Below are 24,886 nucleotides of genomic sequence, written 5' to 3' on the forward strand. Positions count from 1 at the left end.
GGTCACCTTCCCCGGTAGGTGTCCAAGGGGCTGGACATGGTGGCAGTGATGGTCTTGGTGCCGCCGAGTCCCGGCAGCCCGATGTCGTCCAGTCGCAGCGCGCAGGTCACGGTCGTGGACACCTGTCCCGGCGTCCCCACCGGGGTGCCGAACGCCGCGGTGTCGACACTCACCGAAGTGGTGGCGCAGTCGAGGTCCTGGTTGGCCAAGCTGCTGTGGGCAGCATGGCTCGCAGTGCTGCGTGCTGCGGCCGGGGTCCGGGCGATGGAGGCCGATCGAGCGGCGTCCGCGGCGGCGGCCTGAACGGCTTGTTGGGCGATCGCGGTGCGGCCACCGAGGACGAGCAGGCCGACCAGCAGCAGCAGCGCGGGGACGCCAATGACGGCTTCGACCGCGGCTGACCCCCGCTCGTCCCGCTTCATTCTGGCCATTATCGGGTGATCCGTTCGACGGGAAGACTGGCGGAACGTTCCACCGTGGGGGTCCAGCCAGGTACGAGGCTCAGGCTGGACCCACGGACGGTGATGGTGACGGTGACGGCCGTGCGTGATCCGGTGATCGCGACGGAGCTCAGGGAGTCCCCAGCGGTGTCGGTCACGAACGCGGTCGCTGCGGAGGTTCCCGCAGCGAGGGTGGCGTTCTCGCGCGCGGCTGCGCGGGCGCCCTCTTGGGCCGCCGCCAACGCGAGCGTGCTGGCGTGGTAGTACACCGCTCCTTGGACGCCGCTGAAGAGGATCAGCAGCAGCAGCGGCATCAGGACGACCAACTCGACCGACGCGGAACCGCGCTCGTCGGCGCGGAAGAACCGGGGACCCTTCACGATGCTGCGTTCAGCCGAGGGCGGCGATCTTGCCCTGGGCGTACGCGGTGATCGCGGCGCCGATCGCGATAGCCAGCAGCACGACTGCCGCGGTGATCACGGCCTGTTCGGTGCTGACACTGCCGCGCTCGTCGCGGAGCTTCGGGTCGAGCCAAGCCTTGATCAGCAGGAACGTGGTCATCAGGCGGGTGGTCAACATGGGGTTTCCTCTCGGTTGGGTTGGGTTGTTGCGGGAGGTCAGGAGGTCAACAGGCGGAGCAGGGGCGGGGTGACGAGCAGGGCGATGAAGACGACTCCGAGCAAGCTGCCGGGCACCACCATCCGTTCGGACAACTCGTTCGCCTTGCCCTGGGCGTTGGTGAGCAGGGCGGTGCGGAGCGCCGTGGAGCGAGCCCTGAGGGTGGCGTACACCTGGGCGCCCTCCTCCCCGGACAGGCGCATGATGTCGGCCAGGTCGGCCAGTTCTGGGACGCCGACCTCGTCAGCCAGCTTGGTGAGCGCGTCCCAGGGTGCTTGGCCGGACCAGCGGGATCGGGCGAGTTCTTCGCCGACGCGGTGGAAGACCCAGCTGTGGCCGATGCCGGCGGCCGCTTCCATCGCCTGCCTCGGCCCCGAGCCGGAGTTGCGTTCGAGGGCGACCAGGTCGACGTACGCGCCCAGCGCGCGGTGGAACTCCAGCCGGCCCCGTTTGGCATCGTCACGGACGTTCAGGTTCGGTAGGAACCACAACGCCCCAGCCAGGGCGAGGCTCGCGGCCACGGGCACGACCACCGGTACCTGGAAGCCGAATAGTCCCACCACCAACACCAGCACGCTGGGGAACACCAAGCCGAGCAGCGCGAAGGTGATCTTCTCACCGTAGTAGCGCGGCAGGCTGATGCGCAGCAGCGCTAGTTCCCGGTTGGGCACCCTGCCCCACACACCGCCCGGCAGGTTCCGCATCGCCCAGAGGCCGACACGCTCCTTGCCGCCGGTGACCGGCACGTCAACGGCGCCGCGCCGGCGGCGTCCGTAGGTGGGCGACAGCCGCTCGACGACGTCGCCCAGGTCCGGCGCAGCGGGCACGAGCCGCCACACCGCGAGTACCAGCCCGAGGGTGATCAGTGCGCCGGAGGCAAGGGCGAGTTGGGCGCCAGTCATGACGCCCTCCCCGCACGGTCCGCCACCAGATCGACTTCAGCGGCGAAGCCTTGGCTTTCGCCGAGGAACCGCGGGAGGGGCTCACCCACCGACATCCGCCGTAGCCAGACCAATGTGCCGGCGTACGCGCCCAGCAACACCGCCAGCAGGGCTTGGCCCAGCGGGGTGCCATAGGGGGCCATGAACTGGCCGTTGAAGGCGAGGAACCCGAGCACCCCCAGAGTGATCAAGGTGACGTTGCGGGCGGTGGCGCGGGGCTTGGCCCGGTCAGCTTCGACCTTGCGGCGGGCGGTGACGTCGTCGGCCACCGACTCGGCCAACCCCTGCAGCACGCTGGCCAGGCCGGCGCCGCGTCGCCGGGCACCCAGGATCAGGTAGGCGGCCACCAGGTCCCCGGTCGCGTCGTCCAGCTCGTCAGCGAACTTCAGCAGGGCGTCCTCGGTCGACCAGCGGGCACGCAGCCGGGCTACCAGCCTGGACACCTCCGGCTTGATCGGTTCGGGGGTGGAGCGCAGGGTGGCGACCAGTGCCTGCTCCAACCCGACCCCGACGGTGAGGACGCCGGCGAGGTTCCTCGTCCACTCCGCCATCGCCTCGAGGCGTTCGATCTGGGCCGTCTCAGCCGGGGACCGCAACAGGCTGGGCAGACCGACCACGGCCAGCGGGATCGCCACCACCGCGACCAGCCAGCCCGACAGCACCGCGACCAACGCGCCGGCGCCGAAGCCGACCAGCGCCAACACGCCGGTGCGGGTCGGGATCTTCCGGACGCGCCGCCGCAGGGCAGCGGTTCGGCGCGGGTTGGTGGGCGGGGCCACCGGGCGGGGGCGGAGTGACGCGATGACACCCAGGACGCCAGCGGTCACCAAGGCGCCGGAGAGCGCAGCGAGGAGGGCGGTCATGCGATCACACCGCTCGAGCGTGCCTCGGTGAGGAAGCCAGCCAGGTCGAACCCGTGACGCTCCAGCCGCCGCAACTCGTCCGGGAGCGTGTGCGCGACCGCGACCCGGCCCTCATGGGCGTCGAACACCGTGGTGGTGGCGTAGCCGAGGTCCTTCTCGCCGGGGCTGATGGCGACGATCTCGGACACCCACCGGTGGCGCCGTTCGGTGCCGTCCGGCAACTCCTCGACCTCCATGTCCAGCTGCACGATCAGGTTGATGGTTTCGGCGAGCTTGCGGGTGGCCAGCTCGTGGGTGACCTGCGGCCCAAACTCCATCGCGCAGGTGACGAGCTTTCGCATTGCACCGCGCGCGTTCACGCTGTGGGTCGTCGAGATCGACCCCGACCCGGACTCCATCGCCTTGACCATCAGCCAGGCCTCCGGGCCACGGACCTCCCCCACGATCGTGCGCCCCGCCGTAAACCGAAACGAGTCGTGCAGGGCCTCATTCAGCGTGAACTCCCCCGACTGTCGACCGTCCGGGCCGCGTTCCCCCGAGCCGGGCCGCGACTGCCACGCGTACACGATCTTGTGCCGGTCCGGCATCTCGTGCAGACCCAGCTCGAACTCCGACTCCAGCGTGGCGATCGACTCCTTGGGGTCGAATGCGCCACACAAGGCGCGGGCCATCGTCGTCTTCCCGAACCCCTGCGCCCCCGCCACCACGACCGACAACCTGGCCCGGACCGCTGCGGTCAGGAACGACGCGGCCAACGGCGACAATGCCTGACGATCAACCAGGTCCTGCAGGCTGACCTCGGTGAGCCGGTGCCGGCGGATCAACACGAGCGGCCGTGGGCTCACCCAGGCGGTGGCCGCCAGCCTCGACCCGTCATCCAGCTGGAGGTGCAGTTTTGGCTGGGCCTCGCTGAAGGGGCGAGCCGAAATTTCCGACCGGGACGCCAGGAAGGTCAGGAAGTCCGTCAACTCCTGGTCCGAGTCAGCGACCGGCGGTCCCGGGACCCGGCTGCCGTCGGCCAGGTCAAGCCACACCCCGTCGAACCCGACGATGGAGATGTTCTCGATCCTGTCATCCTCGATCAAGGGCTGCAGGCGACCCATGCGGAACAAGGCGTTGAAGATCGCCTGCGCCAACTCGTCCTGCTGGACAGGCGTCCACGATGGCCGGCCGGCGGTCACGGCGTCCGCTGCCGCAGCCTCCAGCAGCTCCACGATGATCGAGCGGCCCAAAGCCTCCTGAGCGGCCTTGTCCAGGTGCAGCCGATCGCCGCCGAGCTGCTTGGTCAACAACTCCGAGGCCTGTGACCGGAACGCGGCCACCAACTCCCAATCCACCTCAGATCCCGTGGCGCGGCGCGGGGTGGGCGTGCCCGAAGGCTCGCCGGCGGGCACGGCATGCAGCCCGGAAGCCGATCGCGGCCGAGCCGGCCGCCCCACGTGCTCCTCACCGGCGTCAGCGCGCCGGGCGCGGGACGCGAACAACGGCAACGACCGCGGGTCGGGTCGCCTCTCGTCAAGGGGCAGCGTCATCGGGAACCTCCCAAAGTCTGCGGAACGGAACGGGCCAACCACGCCAGCGGGGACACCGGACGACCCACTCCTGCTGAGGCGTGGACGCGGATCGCCTCTCCCAAGGCCGACAACCCCGAGCGCAATGGAGCGCGCCTGGAGAAGGAGCCGCGGGCCCTGGACAAGACCGCGGCCGAGCGGCGGTCCCACGGCAGGGTGCCCACCAAGGGCAGACCCAGCGCGTCGGACACCTCGCGGGCCGAGTACGGGTGGCCCTCACCAATCACCACCACGCCCACGCGGGTGGCGGTGGCCTCGGTCTGGTCGCGGAGGGTCTCGGCCCACGACGTGGCCGCGATCACCGCGGGCAAGGTGCTGCGCGTCAACAGCAACGTCAGGTCCGCGCCGTACAACAGTGGGGCCGGAGAGCCGACCAAGCCGAGGCGGCCCGCGTCGACCAAAACGTCCTGTCCGGTTGCGTCCAGATCCCGTAAGGCATCCAACAGCACCGGCCACAAGGTGGTCATGCTGCCTGCCTGGGCGTGGGAGCGGCTGCCGGGCAGCAGCCGAGCCTGCGAGCCAGGCAGATCGAGGAGCTGGTGCGCCAGCTCGGCGGCAACCAGGTCCTCACGTTGGGCCATCGCCAATTCGATCAGGCCGCCGTCGTGGGCGACCTGGCCTTGGAAGTAGCCGGCCAAGATCCCCGACCCGCCCGTCGGGTCGGCCTCCACCAGCACCACCGGACGCGGCCAGCACAGCGCGAGGCCCACGGTCGTGGTCGACACCCCCGGGGAGCCGGAGCCTGCCGTCAACGCGATGATCGCCATGGCCGACTCACCGCTCCCTGGAATCAAGCACCAGAGCCACCTTGCCGGTGGCCGCCCGCGCCGCCAGATCCACCGCGGCCTCCGCAGGGACCACCACATCGACGATCGTCTGGTCGCCCGTCTCCGAAGGATGCACGCCCACCACGGTCGCCGAGACTGTCACCGGTGCATCGGCGACCTCACCCTGGGCGCCAGGGGTCTGCACGACGCGCACCGCGTCGCCCGGCGCGATCGGCTCAGCTGGCAACATGCCCGGCGCAAGGCCGACGCCCACCACCGAGGTTCCTCGTGCCGGCAGCACCGAGGTGGCGAAGTCGCTGGGGGTGAGCAGGCCGCCGGGTGCGAGGTCGAGCGCGGCTCGTTGGCCGGCGACGGCGTCCGCTTGGGTGGCTGCCACTGTCTGGACTGCCGGGTCAAGGCTGACCCGCACCGTCATCAGGTCGTCGCGGTCGATCACCTCACCGCGATGTACCAGCGTGCGAACCGCGAGGACTTCGGTGGTGTGGCCGGCGGCGGTCCACAACCACAATCCGCCCAGCGAGCCGAGGACGATGGTGGCGACCGACACCAGCAGGGCGACGGGTCGTCGGCGCAACTTCGGTGGCGTGGCCAGCGCCGGCGGTTCCTGAGCCGGCGCGGCGGCCGGCTTGGTGGTGGACGGGCGAGTGGTCACTGACATGGGGTGGCTCGCTCTCGTGGGGGGTGCGTGCACGGAAGGGGGGAGGGCTCGGTCAGCCCGTCGTGAGGACCTGCAATTCTCCGACCGTGATCGTGGTCGCTTGGTTCAACGTGACGGGGATCGTCCCGGATTGGCCCATGCCCGACCATGCCACCGACCACTGCGTCTCGGCCTGGACGGTGTAGGTGCCCGGCTTGCTGTACGTGTAGCCGCAGGTGGGTGAGTCGGTCTTGCCGAACCGGTCCTCGTAGACGGTGCCCGGCCCGGCGCAAACCACCACGGCGCCGTCGCCCATCTGCCAGCGGACCCGCTCGACCTTCGCCGTCGCGGTCACCGTCACCCCGGACGCCGACGCGCTGCGGGTGATCGGGCCCCACGACTGCGCGTCCGGGCTGGATGCCCACAACCAGACCGGCATCCCGACCAGACCCACCGAGCCCGGTCGGTCCTCCGGCACGATCCCGATCGAGATCGGTCGCAAGTTCATGCTCGCGATCGCCTGTTGCGCCAACACGACGGGATCAGGACCCGCGGGGGCGGTGGCGGACCAGAACCTGTACTGAAGCCCGCCAAAACCCCCTGAACGAGGGAGCGAGCAGTCGTAAATGGCGCCGTCGGTGTGGCCTTCCCAGGCGGGCGCGGTGGCCGGTGGCTGGGGGTTGGTGAGCTGGACGTAGCAGCTCTTGGAATCCGACCACCAGCCGAATTCGGCATCCTGGCAGGGCATTGCGATCGAACCGTAGGCGCAGGTTCGGGGTGCCGACTCCCCGCTTCCGCCGCCGTCGCTGAGCGGTGTCTTGCCAGACCGACCGGGGTTGGTGGCGGTGATCTTGCACTGGCGGCCGTCCCACTGAGCGTCGGAGCCGCAGTCCACCGGCGGCCCGGCCGCGATCACCGGGACGGCTCCCAGAAGCACCGATGCGACAGCCAACCCGATGGTCGCGAACACCCGGGTCAGCATGTGCCCAGCACTTCGTCTTGGTCGACCCGCAGGGCCCCTGACCTTTCCACCACGACCGAACGGTGCTGGAAGCGGTACGGCGGTGCTGTGACGTTCTTGCCGGAGGTGTCAACCAGCTTGGTGTCACTCGTGTCGACGCAGGCGGTGACGGTCCACGTGGGAAGGCCCTGGCTGTCGTTCCCGGACGGTTGGGCTGACTGGAGCTCAACAACCGAACTGCCCGACCCGGTGAGCTGTTCGAGTCGGTAACCGGTGAGGTTCTTACGGAAGAACTCCAACGCCTCCCCGGACGCCACGGTGTCGAGGTCCTGCAGTGATGCTTGGGGGTCATTGGTCAAGCGATCAACGACTGACCAGAGGTTCGTCACGGCCTGCTTGGCGTTGGCGAGGTCCTGCTCAGCCGGCGACAGCGTCGGAGCGGTCTGCGTCGGCGTCGGAGCGACGGAGGCGGAAGGGCTCGATGCTGGCGCAGCCGTGCAGGCAGCCATGACGGGCGCCAGCGCGAGCGCGAGCAGGGCCCGTCCGAGGGTGTTCTTGTTCACCATGGGGTTTCTCCTTCACCTACCAGAAGTAAGGAGGAGGGCCGTTGGCGGACACCCCGGGGCAAAGTTCTTTGAACGACTTCGTTCACTCGAGCCGGGGGTGACTCGGCCAGGGAGCCCTGGTCCTGTTCTGTTGAGCGTCGTCCTGGGGGACAGTGCCCCGAATGTAGGGCGCGAAATCAGAGCGGCTTCGGGCGTCCCACGAAGTGACACCAGTCCCACTAGCGTTTCCGGTCGGCGGCGAAGCGTCCGTCGAGCGGCCGCAAAGTCAGCTCGTCCGTTGTGACGTCGGGGGTGGGGAGGCCATGAACGCGCTTGTCGGACGCGTTGGGAGCCACGCTGAGACCGCACCGTGCGCAGCTGCTCGACTTCGGTGCACCACCAAGCCCACAGGGTCCGCTCGACGGCGTAGAGGTCGGCTCGTCGCTGCCCTACTCCGTTGGTACCCAGGGCGATCGCGACTTGGTCAATCTGCGCGGTGTCAACGCGCCGCCAGCATCGCTCGCGCCACTCAACCAGGCCGACCGAATTCAACCGATCAAGCATGATGGTCGTCTTGTCGATCGACCACCCCAGAAGGTAGGAGCACTCCGCGGCGTCCATCGGTTCCCTCAAGCGTCCGTAGAGGGTGCCGGCGTCGGGGCCCAGGCCACCGTTGGTGGCGAAGGCATCGTGTGCGTTGTCGTTCAGCCGGTCCGCGAGCTGGTTGAGGAGCGCGGAGCGCAGGGCGGAGCCGGTGCCAGCGGGGCGCGGGTCCGCTTGTGACAGCAGCTCGCTGATGCGGCTGTGGACGGCGCCGCCCGGGTCGATGGACCAGCGAGCACCGCGGCGCCCGGCGGCGGACTGGGTTCGGGTGATCCAGCCGTCGGTCGTCAGCGCGAGCAGGGATCGCCGGGCGGTCTCGCGGTCGAGGCCGCAGGTCATTGCCAGGCGGCGGATGTCGGCCTCGACCTCATCGGGACGGACGCCTTGGAGGTGGAACAGGCACAGCGCATCCAGGACGCGCCGCTGCGCGTGGCACGCTCGGGAGCGGCCCCACCGACCGGCAGTGGCGTCCGCTCGACGCTGCACGGTGCGGACGAGTTCTGTGACGACCTCAGCGCGGGTGTCGAAGCTCTTATCGGTGCCCTCAATGGCTTGGCCGGGGCCGAGTTGGGCGACTGCCTGGACGGCGCGGGTCCACTGGCGGCGCAGCATCGCCGTTGGGGACGCTGGCCCGCGTGTCGGGCGTGGCATCCGGGTTGCCCCCGCGCGGAGGGTGCGGGCGTGCTCGAGCCCTGGCGCGTCGGCGAGCGCCAAGACGTCCCTGAACCGCCAGCGGGCCGCCGCTGCGCCGCAGAGCACCCGCCACAGCACGGTTGACAGGTCTCCGGTCGGGGTCGCCTCCAGCAGCCCTCGGCAGGACGCTGAGAGGGCCCGCTTGGTCCCGGGCAGGAACGGCATTCCGTCCACCACCGCAACGGGACGGGATCGCGTCGGCTGGGTCGCCGGCTCGACTGCATGGACGTGGTCGGCGACCCGGCTCATCAGCGCGTGGATCTGGCCTGTGGTGACGGTGGGTTCGGTGAGCACCGCCACCGATCCGGCGATCACTTGCGAGTTACCCCCGAGGCGATGCGGTGCACCCGGGGGGCGCGCGCATCCCGAAGTCGGGTTGGTCAGCGGTGCGACATCGAGGGAGGGCAGCCAGGCCTTCAGCAGGTACGCCAGGGCGCGGACCGCCTCGGCGTCCAGTGCGTCGCGCAGTCCGATCCACACGTGCCGGCCGCCCGTGGGTCCGGACGCGCACACCAGGTGCTCGATCCCCAGTTCGGACACCAGCTCGCCGAACTGAGTGGCGTCCGCGGCGGCGGCCTCGGACGAACCGTTGGCGTCCAAATCGACGCACAACAGTCGATAGCGACCGGTCGCGTCGGCGAGGTGCACGGCCCACGGCGTCCGGGGTCGTGCCCCTGCGATGGGATGGACCAGCGGGTAGCTGTTGAGCGGCTGACCATCGCCATCCACCCCTGCGGAGCGCACCACGCGTCGCGGGCTGATCCGACCAGTCAACACCCAAGCGTCGACCTCCCCGCGCGGAGCGTCGCTGCGCGGCGGGGGGATGGCAGGGGTCACCGTCGCGGTCCCGGCGCGGGACGGCCGCCGAGCTGGATCGGGTTCCGCTGTTCGGCCCGGAAGCCGGCCAAGGGCGAGGAACGAACGGTCTCGAACAGGACGGGCTGGTCCGTCGTCTCGACTGCCACGATCCGGGCGCGGTCCCACCGCAGCCCACCGTCGGACTGACGGGTGGTGACAGAGGCTGCGGTGCGGTCCAGAGCAGCAAGGGCCATCGTGGTCATGTCGAGGGCGTGTTTCGCGTCGGCATGGAGTGCACGACCGGCGGGCTCGCCTAGCGGCATCTGGACCCAACCGTGACGGAGAGCGGCCTCAATGGTCGTTGGCCCGCGGTAAGCCGCTTGGGTGACTGCGGATGCAGCGATCCACAGTCGGCCGCGTCCACGCACCAGCGTGTCGAGAGCTTGGAAGTGGGCCAACGCCACGTTTCCTACCCCATGAACGCCGCGGCGCATCGTGCCCAGTAGTAGCCCCATGTCGAACCGGTCAGCCATGCGCTCGGGCGGCAACCAGTCCCGCCCCTGGCGCAGGTTGTCGGTGACCAGCTTCCGGAGCTGACGCGACGCGTGGACATGTTCGGGGTCACGGACTCCCTCCAGTCGGACCGTTTCCGGCCACGCTGCCGGCCGCCGCCAAGCGGCGTGCGCCGCTCCCAGCGCCGAGGTGGCCACGGCTGCCCGGTCTGCGTCCACAAGTCCTAGCCGGCGGGCCGCCGCGCAGACCGTTCCTGCCGTCGCGGTGAGGATCAAGGCGTCACCCGCGGCGACCTGGAGGGCCGCCTGGCTCACCCCCCGGCGCGAGCTCAGGATGTCTACCGTGGCGTGCACCCAGGTCGAGATCGCAGCGTCCAACGACTTCGACGTGACCGCGCCCACGTCCTCGTATCGGCCGCTCCGTCGTTCGGCGGGGATCATCGCGAACCGTTCCGTGCGGGCCTTGACAGCAGCCAGCACCGATCGAGGCGCCTGCAGATGGTCCCGGTCCTGCAGGAGTGGCAGGGACACCGTGGCCACGGCGTGAACGATCGAGACGACGTTGGCCTGTAAGCCCTCCAGAGCAGCCCGGTCCACATCGGTGCGCGCCGGCTTCTCGCCAACCAGCAGGTCCGCGATCAGCCCCAATCGGAGCGCCAGCTCGCCCACCGCCGGATCGGGCTTCAGGGACGCTGCTGCGGAACCGTTGTCGGCCGTGGCCTCGAGCACCCCTCGCCCGACTTCGCCCAACACCAACCGGACGGACCCCATGTCGTCCAGCCATGCCGGTTCCAGTGGCACCGCGTCCAGGACGCGGAGAGCTGCGGTCGCCAACCTGGGCCATACCGCCAGAACCTCCAGGCCGCGCTCGCCGTAGCGATTCTCGGCACGCCGGTCCTCGAGTTCCGCACACAGGTCCCAGGCGCGGGTGTGGACGTCGTCCAGCAGCATCCCGACCGTGGTGGTCATCGTGCTGCCCTCGCCCGCACCGCCTGTAACGCGGCCCACAAGGCCAGCGGCACCACCTGCCGCGCTGCGACCAACACATTGGACGCGGCGTCCAGCGACGCGATCGCGTCCAAGCCGGGATCGACTTGCTGTGGCACGACCCCGAAGTCACCGAACAGGCCCTCCAGGTCCAGACACTCCGCCGCCAGGAACAGTGATTCCCCGGTTGGGTCGTCCGCCGACACGAACGCGACCACCGCGCTCCGCACGTGACCCAGCGCCAACCCGAGTGCCAACGACTTGTCCATGCCGTCCCGCCTTCCAGATGCTCTCGCCATCCAGAAGCGCGGAAACGGCCCGCTTGCGGACACCCATGCCTGCACAAGTTCGCCGGAGGGACTCCAAAAGGGGCCTCAAAGTTCCCCACAAGTTCCCCAGCAGGGGATGAGAAAACCCCCTTCCCTAGTGGGAGGGGGTTTGGAAGGGTGGGCCTAACTGGACTTGAACCAGTGACCTCCGCCTTATCAGGGCGGCGCTCTAACCATCTGAGCTATAGGCCCGTGCTGTGCACCGAGTGCTTACCCTACCGCCCCGCTCGGTCAGCGCTCAAATCCGCTGGGTCCGGTTGCCCGGGCGCGCGGTTCGACGCCGTCGGTCGCCGCCCCCGTCGTCGGCTCAACACCTCCATCGGACGCCGGCCGCTTGCGCTGGGCGCTCCAGATGTACCCCGCCCCCGCGATCACGTGCAGCACGACGCCGGTCACCATCAGCCCCTGCGCCCACCCCAACACGGCCGGCCACACGCTGACCCCCAACACCAGCAGCACGATCGCGGTCATCAGCACCGCCGTCCGCGTCTTGCCCGTCCAGCTCACGTGCAGGCTGCCGTCGCGCGCGGCGCGGTGGGCGAACACGATCACGAGGGCGTCCACGGCGACGATTGCGACCAGCCACCACCACTGCACCACGCCGGCCACCCCGAGCGACACCAGGATCGCCGTGATCCCCAGCCGGTCGGCCAGGGGATCCATGATCTCCCCGAACCGCGAGCGCTGGTCCAGCATCCGCGCCAGCAGGCCGTCCACCCAGTCGGTGCTCGACCACACGGCGAGCAGCACCACCGGCGTCCACGTGCCCGCCGCCGTGCCGGTGACGATCATCCAGCAGATCGGCCCGATCAGCAGGAACCGCAGCACCGTGATGACGTTCGGAACCGTCCAGACCCCCGGGTCTCGCCCGGCAGCCACCCGGCTCGTCGCCCCCACGGCGCCTCAGTCCTCGGCCAGGGTCAGCTCCAGACCACCCAGGATGTTGGCCGACAGGTTGTACAGGAACGCGAAGATCGTCCCCAGCGCGGTCAGCAGAATCACGTTGACCACCGCGAACAGCGCCGTGATGCCCATCACCCGGTTGGTGTTGACGAAGTCCTCCATGCGCACCGGCGTCTGGTCCTGCGGGTTGCTCAGCAGCATCGTCAGGCCGGCGTCGATCGCCTCGAACATGCCGGACGCCCCCAGCAGCGTCCAGATCACGTACACCGCGACCCACGTCATGATGCCGCCGGCGATCGAGAACAGGAACGACGTCTTCATCACCGACCACGGGTCCACCCGCGAGATGCGCAGGCGCGCGCGCCGCGTCCGCACGGCACTCGCGGCGGGACGGGGCCGGGTGTCGGCGAGGTTGCCGGTGCGCCGGTCGTTGGGCTCCGGCGACAGCGTCAGACCGTCGTCGAAGGACGCTGTGGCCGAAATCGGCCGCGAATCACTCACCGTCGTCCTCCTCACCCCGGTCATCCACCCGGGCCGACCCCTCCGGATCAGTGTCCACAACCGTAGCCGCTCCGGCCTCCTCCGGGGAGTCGGCAACCTCGGACGCCGCCGCGTCACCCTCGCCCGACTCACCCGCAGCCAGCTCGCCCGCAACCAAACCGTCCATCCCCGCCTCGGCGAGAATCTCCTCGGCCCGCGCCTCGGGGTAGAGCGCGATGATCGACACGCTGTCGCCGGACGCCAGCCCGACGAACTTCACGCCCATCGTGTCGCGACCCTTGGCGGGCACCTCGCCCACCGACGAGCGCATGACCTGGCCGGACTCCTTGATCGCGATCACCTCGTCGTCGGCCCCGACCACGAGCCCGCCGACGAGCGAACCCCGGTCCTCGTTCAGCTTCATGGCCTTGATGCCCAGGCCGCCACGGCCCTGCAGCCGGTACTCGCTCACCGCCGTGCGCTTGGCGAACCCGCCGTCGGTCACGGTGAACACGAACCGGTCATCCTCGGGGGTGTCCGCGCCGATGACGGCCATCGACAGCAGCTCGTCGTCCCCGCGAAACTTCATGCCGGTCACGCCCGACGTCGCCCGCCCCATCGGCCGCAGCTGCTCGTCGGTGGCCTGGAAGCGGATCGCCTGCCCCTTGCGCGAGATGAGCAGCACGTCGTCCTCGGGTCCGCAGACCCCAGCGCCGATGAGCTCGTCGTCCTCGTCGCGGAAGTTGATCGCGATCAGGCCGGCCTGCCGGGCGCTGTCGTACGTGGTCAGCGCCGTCTTCTTCACCAGCCCCCGCTTCGTGGCCAGCAGCAGGTACGGCTTGGCGTCGTACCCCGAAATGGTCAGGATCGACGCGATGTGCTCCTCGGGCAGGAAGCTCATCAGCCCGGCGACGTGGCCGCCCTTCGCGTCCCGCCCCGCCTCGGGCAGCTGCCACACCTTGGTGCGGTAGACCCGGCCGAAGTTGGTGAAGAACAACAGCCAATCGTGGCTCGCGGTGGTGAACAGGTGCTCCACGGCGTCGTCAGCCCGCAGGGACGCCCCCCGGACGCCCTTGCCGCCCCGCTTCTGCAGCCGGTACTGGTCCGACCGCGTTCGCTTCACGTACCCGCCGTGCGTGATGGTGACGACCATGTCCTCGTTCGGAATGAAATCCTCGTTCGAGAGGTCGCCGTCGGCCGCGATGATCCGCGTCCGGCGCTCGTCGCCCCACTTGTCGACGATCTCCGCCAGCTCCGAGCCGACGATCTCGCGCTGCCGGGCAGGCGAGGCCAGGATGTCCTTGAGGTCGGCGATCTGCCGCTCGAGCTCCGCGAGCTGGTCGATGATCTTCTGCCGCTCCAGAGCCGCCAGGCGCCGCAGCTGCATGTCGAGGATCGCCCGGGCCTGCACCTCGTCGATGTCCAGCAGCCGCTGCAACCCGGTGCTGGCCTCCTCCGTGGTGGCCGACGCCCGGATCAGCGCGATGACCTCGTCAAGGGCGTCCAGCGCCTTCACCAGCCCGCGGAACACGTGCGCCCGCTGCTCGGCCTCGTCGAGGCGGAACTGCGTCCGGCGCTGGATGACCTGGATCTGGTGGCGGATCCAATAGCCGAGGAACTGGTCGAGCCGCAGCGTCCGCGGCACGTCGTCGACGAGGGCGAGCATGTTGCAGCCGAACGTGTCCTGCAGCGGGGTGTGCTTGTACAGGTTGTTCATCACCACGCGCGGCTGGGCGTCGCGCTTGAGCACGATCACGAGCCGCTGGCCGGTGCGGGCCGAGGTGTCGTCGCGGATGTCGGCGATGCCGGTCAGCCGGCCGGAGTTCACCAAATCGGCGATCTTGAGCGCCAAATTGTCCGGGTTGCACATGTACGGCAGCTCGGTGACCACCAGCGAAGTGCGCCCGCGGGCGTCCTCCTCGACGTCGATCACCGCGCGCATGGTCACCAACCCGCGGCCGGTGCGGTACGCGTCCTCGATGCCCTTGCGCCCGACGATGTAGGCGCCGTTCGGGAAGTCCGGGCCCTGGATGCGCTCAATGCACGCCTCCAGGATCTCCTCCTTGGACGCCTCGGGGTTCGCCAGCATCCACTGGACGGCCTCGTTCACCTCGCGCAAGTTGTGCGGTGGGATGTTGGTGGCCATGCCCACTGCGATGCCCGTCGAGCCGTTCACCAGCAGGTTCGGGAACCGCGCCGGCAGCACCGTGGGCTCGGTGTCCTTGTTGTCGTAGTTGGGCTGGAAGTCGACGGTGTTCTGGTCGATGTCGCGCACCATCTCCATGGCGAGCGGGTTCATCTTGCACTCGGTGTACCGCATGGCCGCGGCGCCGTCGTTGCCGGGCGAGCCGAAGTTGCCCTGCCCGTCCACCAGCTTGTGCCGCATCACCCACGGCTGCGCGAGGCGCACGAGGGTGTCGTAGATCGCCGAATCACCGTGGGGGTGGTACTTGCCCATCACGTCCCCGACGACGCGCGAGCACTTGTTCCAGCCACGGTCGGGCCGGTAGCCACCGTCGTACATCGTGTACAGCACGCGGCGGTGCACCGGCTTGAGGCCGTCGCGGACGTCGGGCAGCGCCCGGCCCACGATGACGCTCATCGCGTAGTCGAGGTAGCTCTTCTGGATCTCCTCGTTGAGGTCGATCTCCTCGACCTTGCCCTGCAGCGTCACCGTGCCCTGGGCGGACGCCGCCGCGTCGCTCGCCGCCGCCGCGTCACCCACGACGGGGTCGGACGCCGACGGCCCGTCGCCACCGGGGCCCTCGCCACCGGGGCCGTCAACGGGGGGCTCGTTCGGAGTGTCACTCATGCTGGTTCCTCCTGGTCAGATGTCGAGGAAGCGGACGTCCTTGGCGTTGCGCTGGATGAAGCTCCGGCGCTGCTCGACGTCCTCCCCCATGAGAATGCTGAACATGTCGGACGCCGCGGCCGCGTCCTCGAGCGTCACCTGGGCGAGCGTGCGCTGATCGGGGTCCATGGTGGTGTTCCACAGGTCCTCGGCGTCCATCTCGCCCAGACCCTTGTACCGCTGGATCGGGTTGACCTGCGGCAGCTTCTTGCCCGCGGCCAGGCCGGCCTCCCGCAGCCCGTCCCGCTCCTCGTCGGAGTAGGCCAGCTCGTGCGGCGCGTTCGTCCAGCGCAGCCGGAACAGCGGCGGCTGGGCGAGGTACACGTGGCCGGCCGAGATCAGCGGGCGCAGGAAGCGGAACAGCAGCGTCAGCAGCAGGGTGCGGATGTGCGCGCCGTCGACGTCGGCGTCCGCCATCAGGACGATCTTGTGGTAGCGCAGGCGCTCCACGTCGAAATCATCACTGAACCCGGTGCCGAGGGCGTTGAAGATCGCCTCGACCTCCTTGTTGGCCAGAATCCGATCCAGCCGCGCCTTCTCGACGTTCAGGATCTTGCCGCGGATCGGCAGGATCGCCTGGGTGCGCGGGTCGCGTCCGCCCTTGGCCGAGCCGCCGGCGGAGTCACCCTCGACGATGAACACCTCGCACTCGGCCGGGTTGCGGCTCGAGCAGTCCGAGAGCTTGCCCGGCAGGCTGCTGGAGCCGAGAAGCCCCTTGCGGTTGCGGGCGAGGTCGCGCGCCTTGCGGGCCGCCATCCGCGCCTGGGCCGCGGCCTGGGCCTTGCGAATGATGTCCTTGCCCTCGGCCGGGTTCTTCTCGAACCAGTCGCCCAGCAGGTCGTTGACCACGCGCTGCACGAAGCCCTTCGCCTCGGTGTTGCCCAGCTTCGTCTTCGTCTGGCCCTCGAACTGCGGCTCGCCCAACTTCACCGAGATGATCGCGGTGAGGCCTTCGCGGATGTCATCACCGGAGGGACGGTCCTCGGGTTTCTTGATCATGCCCCACTGGGCGCCCCACCGATTGACGGTGTTGGTGAGCGCCGCGCGGAAGCCCTCCTCGTGCGTGCCGCCCTCGTGGGTGTTGATGGTGTTGGCGAAGGTGTGCACGCTCTCGGTGAACGAGCTGTTCCACTGCATCGCCACCTCGAGGGCGAGCTGGTCGTCCGGAGCCTCGGCGTCGATCGCGATCACCGTGGGGTGGATCGTGTCCTTCGTGCCGGTCAGGTAGGTCACGAAGTCGATCAGCCCGTCGTCGTAGCGGAACGTGACCTCGCGCGCCTCCTCCTCGGCATCGTCGACGAAGTCGGTCAGGCCCGCCTCGTGGTCGTCCGCGTTCATCTCGTCGGCGCTCGTGGGCCGCTCGTCGACCAGCCGGATCGTCAGGCCCTTGTTGAGGAAGCACATCTCCCGGAAGCGCCCGGCGAGCGTCTCCCAGTTGTACGTCGTCGTCTCGAAGATGTCGGGCGAGGCGAAGAAGGTGACGGTGGTGCCCACCTCGTCGTCGGGGCCGAGCGGCTCCAGGCGGGCGAGGTCGGCGTCCGGGACGCCGAGGGTGAAGCTCTGCTGCCAGTGGTAGCCGTCGCGGCGGACGTCCACGGTGAGCCGGTCGCTCAAGGCGTTCACCACGGACGCGCCCACGCCATGCAGGCCGCCGGAGACCTTGTAGCCACCCGCGCCGAACTTGCCGCCCGCGTGCAGCACCGTGAGCGCCAGCGTGACCGCCGGGATCTTCTCCTTGGGGTGCAGGTCGACCGGGAAGCCGCGGCCGTTGTCGGTGACGCGAACGCCGTCGCCCGGCAGCAGCGTCACCGTGATCATGTCGGCGTACCCGGCCAGCGCCTCGTCGACGGAGTTGTCGACGATCTCCTGCACCAGGTGGTGCAGGCCCCGCTCGCCGGTGGAGCCGATGTACATGCCCGGACGCTTCCGGACCGCCTCGAGCCCCTCCAGCACCTGGATGGCGCTGGCGTCATAGACACCCTCGGCCACCGATGTCGCCGAGGGCCGCGGCCCGTGATTCTCAGTCGTCACCGAAACTCTCTCCCTGCGCACGGTCGCCGCCCAGCGCGCAACGGGCGGGCGGCGACCTCGAAACAGTGTGATTCTACCCGACCGGCACCGGATTCCGTGGTCGTCACGCCTCCGAAATGCCCACTCACACGGACGTGACGCCCCTCAGAGCCGACGATCTCCCCCCAATCGACCCCGGACACCACCCCAGCCGCCCGAAGCGGCCGACGGGCCCGGCCCGCGGCCCGCGCCGACACTCACACTTCGGGCTCAAACTCCGCTTCCGGTGGCGGCGTTCGAGCACCAAACCGGAGTTTGAGGGGTGGAGGTAAGCCCTGCTGGCCGCCTCGACCCGCAGGCGTTCCTGGCCGAGCACCTCACCGACGGACGCCCGCAGCTGGGGTGACGCCCGGACGCGTCCCCCGGGCCTGCGCCGACGTCCGCAGCTGCGCTGCCCGCTCTTCTTGCCAGGTGATGATTTCCTGCCCAGAAGACGGCTCTGGTGCGGCCCGCTCCACAGGCGTACCGTCGTGAGCACGGCCTGACCGGTTGGTGATCCCCCAGCGACCGGCGGGGCGTCAAGGGGTGATATCGGTGGGACTCACTCGCGGCGATCTTCTGAGTGCCCTGGATCTCGTGGAGCAGATGCTCGACATCCGTACCTTCGCGGAGGTCGAAGATCGACTGCTGCCCGGAATCGCCACTTTGCTGCACTCCGATCTGGCCGTCTACCACCACTGCGATCTGGCGCCGCTGCTGGAGATCGACATCTTCTGGCCGTCCGACGTCTTCCGGCCCAGCCTTGAGGCCTACAGCTCTGTCATGCACACCCATCCCTTCGTGCGGACGTTCGCGCGCGAACTACCCAAGATCCCCGTCACCATCCTTGACGTGGTGAGTGCTCGCGAGTGGAGGGCCAGCGCGCTGTTCGCCGAGTCCCACGGTCCGATGGGCGCACACCACCAGATGACCGTGAACATCGCGGGACGACTGCCACGCGTCAGAGCGGTGTCGGTTGCGCGTGCCTCACCTGCCTACTCCCTGCGCGAGCGGGACATGTTGAACGTGCTCGCCCCGCACGTGCGCGCGACGATGCGGCGGGCCTACCTGCTGTCCACCGGTTACCTGGCCCAGGCCGTCGTCCCTGTGGTCGACCGCGTGGTTCTCGGCCGTCACGACCCGGTGCTCCACCTGCCGGACGCCATGGCGGCCCGCCTGACCGCGCGGCAGGTGGAGGTCCTGCACCTGGTCGCGGACGGCCTCAGCAACCACCAAGCAGCCCGGCGACTCGGCGTGGCTCCCAGCACCGTTGCCAAGCATCTGGAGAACGCGTTCGACCGCCTGGAGGTGGACAATCGGACGTCCGCCGTGCAGCTGCTCCGTCCGATGTGACGGCCGGGACCCAGATCGCCATCAGGCAGCCTTGAGGACCTCCTGCCCTCGTCGATCGACCAGCCCGGTCAGCAGCTCCTGGGCGAGCCCGAAGACGATCGCCCCGCCCAGGAGGCCGGCGGCGGTCGACACGTCCTCGAGCGCCACGATCATGCCGGAACGCAGCACCAGCAGCCCGAGCACCGCCATCAGCGCGCCGGACGGCACCTTGAGCAGGGCCAGTGCGACCGGCACCCGGTAGGGCGTGGCCTCCTCATGCATGCGGCGCAGGGCGACGACCCCCGCCACGGCACCTGACGCCGCGCCCACCAGGGCGATCAGCGTCACGTCCCAGGACGAGGGGCTGTTCCCCAGCAGGCACACCGCCCGGTCCCCGCTGCACATCGGAAGGGCTGCGGGCTGCAACCAGCCCACGAGCATCAGCAGCAGGGCGGCGAGCAACAGCCCCGCCGAGGTCGCCAGCACGAGGTTGCGGAAGTGGCGTGCCCGGGCGTGGGCCGCATCGCTGAGCTGGTGTGCCTTCTGAACCACCTGCGCGACCAGCAGCGGTGACGGCGCACCCGCGTTGGGGTCGGTCAGCCGCGCCAGCGCTGCACCTTGCGAACGATCCTCGGGCATTCGCTTCGCCGCGAGGTCGACAGCTCGGGGAATCACGGCCGACAGCTCGTCGGGCCTCATGGTCCTGATCGAGATCACCTCGGCCGCATGGAGATTGGTCCATGCCCACTCGACCCGCACTCCCGAGATCCTCTGCGGCAGCGTCTCCCGGGTCGTGCAGATGCGAACGACATCGGCCAGCAAGCCGTTGTACACGGCACTCGCCCCGCCGCCCGACCGGTGCTCCACCTGGAACTGCAGCAGGCGCGCCCGGGCCAGAGCCGTCGCCTGCCATGGGCGATGGGGGGCCGGGGTGGAGACGCCGCGGTTTGAGCCGAACGGGCCCGAGGTCTTTGGCGGCGAGGCGGTGGGTCTCGACCTTGTCTCGGCCAGCTTTTCGACTGAATCGATGAGTTCGTGTCGCCCACTCCAAGGGCAACGATCGGTGCTCAGACTCGACGGCGCATGCTGCTGTCTCAAACCCTTCGTGAAAATTGACACGTCGAAAGTCCTCCCCGGTCCGCCTTGCTCGACAGTCGGTCATCTGGTCAACCTCAGGAGAGCTGATCATCCATCGTTGATACCGACGGCGAAATACGTAGATCTACGAACACGACCGGCACCAGGGAGACCGCACCCCAGGCGCCCCCACACCGCCCACCCCGGGGGGCCGCATCGCGGCGATCCAGACACTCGCGCGCTCGCTGCCGGTGCGGCTAGTTTGCGTTCATGGAGACCTCACTCGCCGATGTCGCTCGCATGCGCCTGGTGGCGCAGGGCCTCGTGCCGCCGCTCGCCGGCGTGGTCGACGTGGTGCGGCATCTGACGTGCGTGCAGGGTCAGGACTTCCCGGGGTCCTGCCTGTCGTTGGCGCTCCGCAGCGAGGCGCGATCCCTCGCCGCGGTGACCGCCGCCTACGACGCGGGACAGATCGTCCGGACCTGGCCGATGCGCGGCACCTTGTTCGTCGTGGCCGCCGAGGATGCCGGCTGGGTCACCGCACTGACGGCGGAGAAGACCCGCACGGCGACGGCGCGCCGCCGCGACGAGCTCGGCCTGACCCCCGCCATGCTCGAGCGGGCGGAGGCGACCGCCCGCACGGTGCTGGCCGGCGGTGGGCTGGCCGGCAGTGGGCTGGCCGGCGGGGGGCTCACCGGCCACGGTCTGCCCCGCGCCGAACTCTTCGCGCGGTGGGAGGACGCTGGCGTCCCCACCCATGACGGACGCGGCTACCGCCACCTGTTCCACCTCGCCGTCGCGGGGGTGATCTGCCAAGGGCCGACGCTGGGCCGCGAGCAGCGCTTCGTACTCACCGACGCGTGGATCCCCGCCCCCCGGCGCCTCGACCGCGCCGAGGGCGTGCGCGAGCTTCTCTCCCGCTACCTCCGGGCGCGCGGACCGGCGCCGGTCGACGACTTCTGTTGGTGGTCCAAGATCGGCAAGGCCGAGGCGCGACCGCATGTGGCCGACCTCGCCGCCGCCGGCGACATCGTGTCCACCCAGGTCGATGGGCGGGAGTTCTGGATGGCTCCGGACCTGCCCCATCGCTTCGCCGAACATCGCCGGGCCACGGCCGCCCCGCTGTTGCTGCCGGGATTCGACGAGATCGTGCTCGGCTACGGCGACCGCTCCGCCGTCCTGACCCGCGAGGAGGAACGGCTGGTCGTCCCGGGCGGCAACGGCGTGTTCAAGGGTACGGTCCTCCACCGCGGCCATGCGGTCGCCACCTGGAAGAAGGCCACGACCGCGGGGAGGCCCGTCGCCCTCGCCCCGTTCGGGTCCCTGCCCGCGGCCGTGGCCAGTGCTGTGCCGAGGCTCAGCGCCGCGCTGCCCCGCTAGCCATAGGTGTCGCGCGGTCCACGGCCCTTGACGGTACGCGGGCCGTGCTGCCAGCTCGGCGCCTCGGGGCCCAGCACCTTCACCAACCGGATGGTGCCGTCGCCGAGCGAGGAGTTCATGCGCGCGACAAGCTGGGGAGCCATGAGCCGCAACTGCGCGGCCCAGTTCGTCGACGATGTCCGGACGACCACCACCCCGGCCCGGAACGCCTCGGGCGTGCTGTGCTCGGCCACCGCCGGGCCCACCAGCTCGGCCCAGCGGCCCAGCAACAGGTGGACGTTCACCTCGGTGCCCCACCCACGCGTCGTGATGACATCCTCCAGCGCGTCACCCACCGGGGTCGGATCACCGCTGCCGCGGCCCTGGGATCCGCGCGGACGCCGACGCCCGGCCGCTGCCTTCTTCCGCGGCGGCGGAGGCACCACCGCCCGGCCGGCGGCCTGGGCGGTCTGACGGGCCAGGTCCAGCCCCGTCGGTTCGAACGCGGGTGGTTCGAGCTCCGGCGGATCGAAGGCGGGCGGATCGAACGCATCGGCGTCGGTGGGCTGCTCGGCCGACCCCTCGGGGGCGATCGGCTCGTCACTCATCGGGACTCACCTGTCCGTCCGCGATCCGAAATCGGCGACCGGCCAGAGCATCGGGGACATCGGAGGCCACCGCGGCCGTGATGAGCACCTGCTCGGCCCCCGAGATGCGCTCGGCCAGCCGGGAGCGACGCACCTCGTCCAGCTCGGCGAACACGTCGTCGAGGATGAGGACGGGTTCCACGCCGTCCTCGCGCAGCAGCGCGTAGGCGCCGAGGCGCAGGGCCAGCGCGAACGACCACGACTCGCCGTGGGAGGCGTAACCCTTCGCCGGGAGGGGCCCCAGGGTCAGCACGACATCGTCGCGGTGCGGCCCCACGAGGCTCACCCCCCGCGCGATCTCCTCGCCGCGCCGGCGCTCCATCGTGCCACGGAGTTGCTCGGCGAGCTCGTCGGGCGAACGGTCGGCCCACTCGCCCGCGGGCGGGTGCTCCGGCGGCCCCTGCGGCCCCGCCCCACCGGACGGGGCCGCCCGATCGGACGGGGCGGCAGCGTCGGGGGTGGGATCCAACCCGAGCGACGACGACTTGTACGCCACGCGCGCGTCGTTGTTGGACGGTGCGATGGCGAGGTAGGCGTCGGCCACCGACCCGGCCATGTCGGTGAGGGTCCGCAGCCGCGCATGGACGATCTCCCCGCCGAGCCGGGCCAGGGAGTCGTCCCAGACATCGAGCGTGGCCGCGGCGCCGGCGTCCACCGCACCGCGGCGTCCACCCAGGGACTTCAGCAGCGTCGAGCGCTGCCGCAGCACCCGGTCGTAGTCGGCCCGGACGCCTGCCAACCGCGGCCATCGCTGGGTGAGGAGGTCGTCGATGAACCGACGCCGGTCGGCCGGATCGCCCTTGACGAGCGCCAAATCCTCCGGGGAGAACAGCACGACACGCAGCGCGCCGAGCAGGTCGCGCGGCCGCTTCAGCGGGCCCCGGTTGAGCGAGGCCTTGTTGGCGCGCCCGGCGATGATCTCGATCTCGAGCGCGAGGGTGCGCGGATCGTCCGCACCGGCTTGGACGCGGGCCCGCACGATCGCCCGCGGCGCGCCGAACCGGATCAGCGGGGCGTCCGCCGCCACGCGGTGCGAACCCAGCGTCGCGAGGTACTCCACCGCCTCCACCAGGTTCGTCTTGCCCTGGCCGTTGCGGCCGGTGAGCGTGGTGACGCCGCGCTCAAGCGCCAGCTCAGCCAACGGCCAGGAGCGGAAGTCGGCCAAGCTGAGGTGCGTCACGAACACGGGGTCACCGGCCGTCGCGTCACCGTCACTGCGGCACCTGTCACTGCGGCAGGCGCATCAGCATGATCACGTGCTTGTAGTCGTCGGACGCCTCGCCGTCGAGCTCGAGCAGCGGTGTCAGCAAGCAGGGCTTGCCGGGCGCTGTGAACGCGAAGTTGACGTACGGGGTGTCCAGCGCGTTGAGCGCGTCGAGCAGGTAGTGCGGGTTGAAACCGGCCGCCGTCATGGCGAGCCCTTGGCCCGTCTCGTCGACCACCGTGGCCTCCACGGCCTCGACCGCCTGGGCCTGGTCACCGGTGGCGGCCTCGAGGGTGATGTGGTCGTCGGCGATCATCATGCGCAGGCTCGTGTTGCGCTCGGCCACGAGTGCCACACGGCGCACGGCCGCGACGACCTCGCTGGTGTTGGCGCGCACGGTCACCGACGGCTGCACGCTCATCAGGTGCCGCACCTTCGGGAACTCCCCGTCGAGCAGCCGGGTCGTGGTCTCCCGTACGCCGTTGGCGCCCTCGCCGGCGAAGCCGATCAGGCCGTCGCCGCCGTCGGAGGAGGAGAGGCTCAGCGTGACGCTCTCGCCCGCGGTCATCGACTTCGATGATTCGGCGAGCACGCGGGCGGGCACGAGCGCCGCGCCCTCCGCCCGCCCGGACGCCGGCCGCCACGGCAGCTCCTTCAGCGCCATGCGGTAGCGGTCGGTGGCGAGCAGGGAGAGGGTGTCGCCCTCGATCTCGAGGCGGACGCCGGTGAACACAGGCAGCAGCTCATCACGCCCGGCGGCGACGACGACCTGGGAGACGGCCTGGGCGAAGGCGTCCGGGGTGATCGTGCCGGTGGCCTCGGGCATGGTCGGCAGCTCGGGGTACTCGGCCACGGGCAGGAGCTGCAGCGTGAACCGGGCGCTGCCGCAAGTGAGCTCCATCTTGGTGGAGTCGGCCTCCATGTCGACGGGCTTGGCCGGCAGGCTGCGGGCGATGTCGGCGAGCAGGCGCCCCGAGACGAGCACCGTGCCCTCCTCGGAGACATCGGCGGGGAGCGTCACCTTGGCCGACGTCTCGTAGTCGAAGCTCGACAGGACGACCTCGTTGCCCGCGGCCTCCAGACGCATGCCGGCGAGGATGGGCACGCTGGGCCGGTTCGGCAGGCTGCGCGCCACCCACTGGACGGCGTCGGCCAACACGTCGCGCTCAACTCGGATCTTCACTGACTTCTCCCTTGTGGTTCGCTCGCGCCCACGGTGCGGGCGCTGTCGATCATATCGAGCAGGACGCGGCGCGTCCCGATGGGCGCGGTGTGGGGAGGAACCACCTGTGTGCTCCCGGCTCGTGAGGTGACGACCGGGTGGGTTGGGTTACCCACACCGGGGCGGGGAGATGAGTTCAAAGAGAAGGAGATGTCTATGTCTTCTTCATGGTCATCACGGGTGTGGATCGTGTGCACAACGGGTCTCGACCCTTCTCAGTGCGGCGAGTCGCCCGTGCAGGGGGTGTGGAGCGATGCCGAATCACACGGGGAGGATTTGTGGGCGGCCCGAGCCACCGATCCGGTTTTCCACATTTCACACTGGTTGTCCACAGGTTTGTTGTGCAGAACTCCCCGTGTTGCCCACAGGATCCTGACGAGGGGAGCGGTGCCGTGCTGGGAGAGCGCAGTGCGCCCGGCGGGGGTGGAGTGGGGCTCGGGCGCTGCGGCGCGCCCGCGAACGGCGGCCAGGCGGGG

General features: G+C 70.0%; 23 protein-coding genes and 1 tRNA gene. 2 read left to right on the plus strand and 22 right to left on the minus strand.

What is annotated here, in order from left to right:
- Nucleotides 1–2: 2 nt before the first annotated feature.
- The 18 genes from PCC79_RS17240 to PCC79_RS17325 form a co-directional block, all read right to left on the minus strand.
- Nucleotides 3–422: a TadE/TadG family type IV pilus assembly protein gene (locus PCC79_RS17240; RefSeq protein ID WP_342372609.1), complete on the minus strand. Its 420-nt coding sequence runs from the start codon at nt 420–422 to the stop codon at nt 3–5.
- An 8-nt stretch (nt 423–430) separates the two neighbouring features.
- Complete coding sequence (locus PCC79_RS17245; RefSeq protein ID WP_232549210.1) at nt 431–820, minus strand: TadE/TadG family type IV pilus assembly protein; 390 nt, start codon at nt 818–820, stop codon at nt 431–433.
- A 10-nt stretch (nt 821–830) separates the two neighbouring features.
- Nucleotides 831–1,019 (minus strand): hypothetical protein, encoded by a 189-nt coding sequence (locus PCC79_RS17250; RefSeq protein ID WP_166230675.1) that lies wholly within the window; start codon nt 1,017–1,019, stop codon nt 831–833.
- Nucleotides 1,020–1,057: 38 nt separating this feature from the next.
- Nucleotides 1,058–1,960 (minus strand): type II secretion system F family protein, encoded by a 903-nt coding sequence (locus PCC79_RS17255; RefSeq protein ID WP_342372610.1) that lies wholly within the window; start codon nt 1,958–1,960, stop codon nt 1,058–1,060.
- Entirely contained in the window at nt 1,957–2,862 is a 906-nt protein-coding gene (locus PCC79_RS17260; protein ID WP_342372611.1) for a type II secretion system F family protein, read from the minus strand. The genes PCC79_RS17255 and PCC79_RS17260 overlap by 4 nt, the downstream gene beginning before the upstream one ends.
- Entirely contained in the window at nt 2,859–4,394 is a 1,536-nt protein-coding gene (locus PCC79_RS17265; RefSeq protein WP_342372612.1) for a CpaF family protein, read from the minus strand. The genes PCC79_RS17260 and PCC79_RS17265 overlap by 4 nt, the downstream gene beginning before the upstream one ends.
- Entirely contained in the window at nt 4,391–5,200 is an 810-nt protein-coding gene (locus PCC79_RS17270; protein WP_342372613.1) for a hypothetical protein, read from the minus strand. The genes PCC79_RS17265 and PCC79_RS17270 overlap by 4 nt, the downstream gene beginning before the upstream one ends.
- A gap of 7 nt (nt 5,201–5,207) precedes the next feature.
- A complete protein-coding gene (locus PCC79_RS17275; RefSeq protein ID WP_342372614.1) occupies nt 5,208–5,768 on the minus strand; it encodes an SAF domain-containing protein in 561 nt (186 codons plus the stop codon).
- Nucleotides 5,769–5,931: 163 nt separating this feature from the next.
- Nucleotides 5,932–6,366 carry a hypothetical protein gene (locus PCC79_RS17280; RefSeq protein ID WP_342372615.1) on the minus strand — a complete coding sequence of 145 codons (435 nt, stop codon included), beginning with the start codon at nt 6,364–6,366 and terminating at the stop codon, nt 5,932–5,934.
- A 467-nt stretch (nt 6,367–6,833) separates the two neighbouring features.
- Complete coding sequence (locus tag PCC79_RS17285) at nt 6,834–7,385, minus strand: hypothetical protein (protein ID WP_342372616.1); 552 nt, start codon at nt 7,383–7,385, stop codon at nt 6,834–6,836.
- Nucleotides 7,386–7,397: 12 nt separating this feature from the next.
- Complete coding sequence (locus PCC79_RS17290) at nt 7,398–9,434, minus strand: hypothetical protein (RefSeq protein WP_342372617.1); 2,037 nt, start codon at nt 9,432–9,434, stop codon at nt 7,398–7,400.
- A 59-nt stretch (nt 9,435–9,493) separates the two neighbouring features.
- On the minus strand, nt 9,494–10,939 hold the full coding sequence (locus PCC79_RS17295; RefSeq protein WP_342372618.1) for a hypothetical protein: 1,446 nt from the start codon (nt 10,937–10,939) through the stop codon (nt 9,494–9,496).
- Nucleotides 10,936–11,226 (minus strand): hypothetical protein, encoded by a 291-nt coding sequence (locus tag PCC79_RS17300; protein WP_342372619.1) that lies wholly within the window; start codon nt 11,224–11,226, stop codon nt 10,936–10,938. The genes PCC79_RS17295 and PCC79_RS17300 overlap by 4 nt, the downstream gene beginning before the upstream one ends.
- Before the next feature lie 178 nt (nt 11,227–11,404).
- Nucleotides 11,405–11,478, minus strand: a tRNA-Ile gene (locus tag PCC79_RS17305).
- Between the two features lie 39 nt (nt 11,479–11,517).
- Nucleotides 11,518–12,165 (minus strand): CDP-alcohol phosphatidyltransferase family protein, encoded by a 648-nt coding sequence (locus tag PCC79_RS17310; RefSeq protein ID WP_342372620.1) that lies wholly within the window; start codon nt 12,163–12,165, stop codon nt 11,518–11,520.
- 24 nt (nt 12,166–12,189) lie between these two features.
- A complete protein-coding gene (locus PCC79_RS17315) occupies nt 12,190–12,690 on the minus strand; it encodes a DUF3566 domain-containing protein (protein WP_342372621.1) in 501 nt (166 codons plus the stop codon).
- Entirely contained in the window at nt 12,683–15,481 is a 2,799-nt protein-coding gene (gene gyrA / locus PCC79_RS17320) for a DNA gyrase subunit A (RefSeq protein WP_425325646.1), read from the minus strand. Before gyrA ends, PCC79_RS17315 begins: the two co-directional genes overlap by 8 nt.
- 15 nt (nt 15,482–15,496) lie before the next feature.
- A complete protein-coding gene (locus tag PCC79_RS17325; protein ID WP_232549224.1) occupies nt 15,497–17,551 on the minus strand; it encodes a DNA topoisomerase subunit B in 2,055 nt (684 codons plus the stop codon).
- 573 nt (nt 17,552–18,124) lie between these two features.
- On the opposite strand from PCC79_RS17325, the gene PCC79_RS17330 reads away from it, so the two are divergent.
- Nucleotides 18,125–18,922, plus strand: a complete 798-nt coding sequence (locus PCC79_RS17330; protein WP_232549225.1) for a response regulator transcription factor — start codon at nt 18,125–18,127, stop codon at nt 18,920–18,922.
- A gap of 21 nt (nt 18,923–18,943) precedes the next feature.
- Here PCC79_RS17330 and PCC79_RS17335 read toward each other — a convergent pair whose 3' ends face one another.
- The gene (locus tag PCC79_RS17335; RefSeq protein WP_342372622.1) at nt 18,944–20,020 is read right to left on the minus strand and encodes a hypothetical protein; all 1,077 of its coding nucleotides are present in this window, start codon (nt 20,018–20,020) and stop codon (nt 18,944–18,946) included.
- 228 nt (nt 20,021–20,248) lie between these two features.
- Here PCC79_RS17335 and PCC79_RS17340 point away from each other — a divergent pair, with 228 nt between their 5' ends.
- Nucleotides 20,249–21,358 (plus strand): winged helix DNA-binding domain-containing protein, encoded by a 1,110-nt coding sequence (locus tag PCC79_RS17340; protein ID WP_232549227.1) that lies wholly within the window; start codon nt 20,249–20,251, stop codon nt 21,356–21,358.
- Here the strand turns inward: PCC79_RS17340 and PCC79_RS17345 are convergent.
- The 3 genes from PCC79_RS17345 to dnaN are packed head-to-tail and all read right to left on the minus strand — an operon-like array spanning nt 21,355 to nt 24,371.
- On the minus strand, nt 21,355–21,945 hold the full coding sequence (locus tag PCC79_RS17345; RefSeq protein ID WP_232549228.1) for a DUF721 domain-containing protein: 591 nt from the start codon (nt 21,943–21,945) through the stop codon (nt 21,355–21,357). The two genes, PCC79_RS17340 and PCC79_RS17345, sit on opposite strands and share 4 nt — an antisense overlap.
- Nucleotides 21,938–23,170, minus strand: a complete 1,233-nt coding sequence (gene recF, locus PCC79_RS17350; protein WP_232549229.1) for a DNA replication/repair protein RecF — start codon at nt 23,168–23,170, stop codon at nt 21,938–21,940. The genes PCC79_RS17345 and recF overlap by 8 nt, the downstream gene beginning before the upstream one ends.
- 40 nt (nt 23,171–23,210) lie before the next feature.
- The gene (gene dnaN, locus PCC79_RS17355; protein ID WP_342372623.1) at nt 23,211–24,371 is read right to left on the minus strand and encodes a DNA polymerase III subunit beta; all 1,161 of its coding nucleotides are present in this window, start codon (nt 24,369–24,371) and stop codon (nt 23,211–23,213) included.
- Between the last annotated feature and the right edge of the window lie 515 nt (nt 24,372–24,886).

The sequence above is a fragment of the Propioniciclava soli genome (assembly GCF_038502305.1).
Classification (GTDB): Bacteria; Actinomycetota; Actinomycetes; order Propionibacteriales; family Propionibacteriaceae; genus Propioniciclava; species Propioniciclava soli.